General features: G+C 65.7%; 1 protein-coding gene. It reads left to right on the plus strand.

Features of this window, described 5'->3' with window-relative positions; genetic code table 11:
* Positions 1–794: toxin VasX (locus V7787_RS52855; protein WP_336095460.1), on the plus strand; the 794-nt coding region annotated here is incomplete at both ends.

Genomic DNA, 794 nt, shown 5'->3' on the forward strand with positions numbered 1-794 from the left:
GCCAAGGAAGTGTGGATCGGCTACAGCCCGCACCTGTGGACCAACGCCATCACCGCCCGTATCACCGGTTCGGCAGCCCTGCGCAAACGGCACATGCGCCAGCTGGACATGGCCGAGCTGGTGAGCGGCAACCAGGCGCCGTCCACCCAGCCCAATGTGTTGCCAGTCAGTGCCCTGCAAACCTGGGTCGAAGACTTCAAGCCAACCGAGCGGCGCATGCCGCTGACCTGGAGCAGCGACCCGATCACCGAAACCTTACCCATCGGCAACCTCAATGCCATCGCCCGGCACTACCCCTGGACCCAACCGAAAGTGCCGGTGGTGGTGGCGCTCGCCGATGCCGAAGGCATGGCCCTGGACCTGAGCCTGTCGGTCTCGGCCTACCAGCATCAACTGCGTGACCTGATACCGGCCGAGCAACTGGAGCACACAAAACCCGCCCAACCTCCCGAGCAGGAGCGCGTGCCGGCATGCTACCGGCTGGATGCCGAAAAGCTCAGCCCGCAGAGCCGCGACTTTCACCATCGCAACCTGGTCGCCATGCTGCTGAACAAGACGCTGGAAAGCCTGTACCCGGCGGATGCCCCTTCGCCGGAACTGGCCGCGTTCAGGCTTGGCACGTCACGCCGGGGGCCCGCCCTGTCGCCGGCCGAGTCACATTTCCAGGCCCTCACCCATGAAGACTACTCCCCCAACGGCGCACGCCTGGCACAGCGCCTCGATGTCGACAAATACCGGCGCTTCCTCGCCGAACGCGACGCGCTGGAACGGCGGATTGCCGCCCTGCGCAACCT

The organism is Pseudomonas sp. CGJS7 (assembly GCF_036961695.1).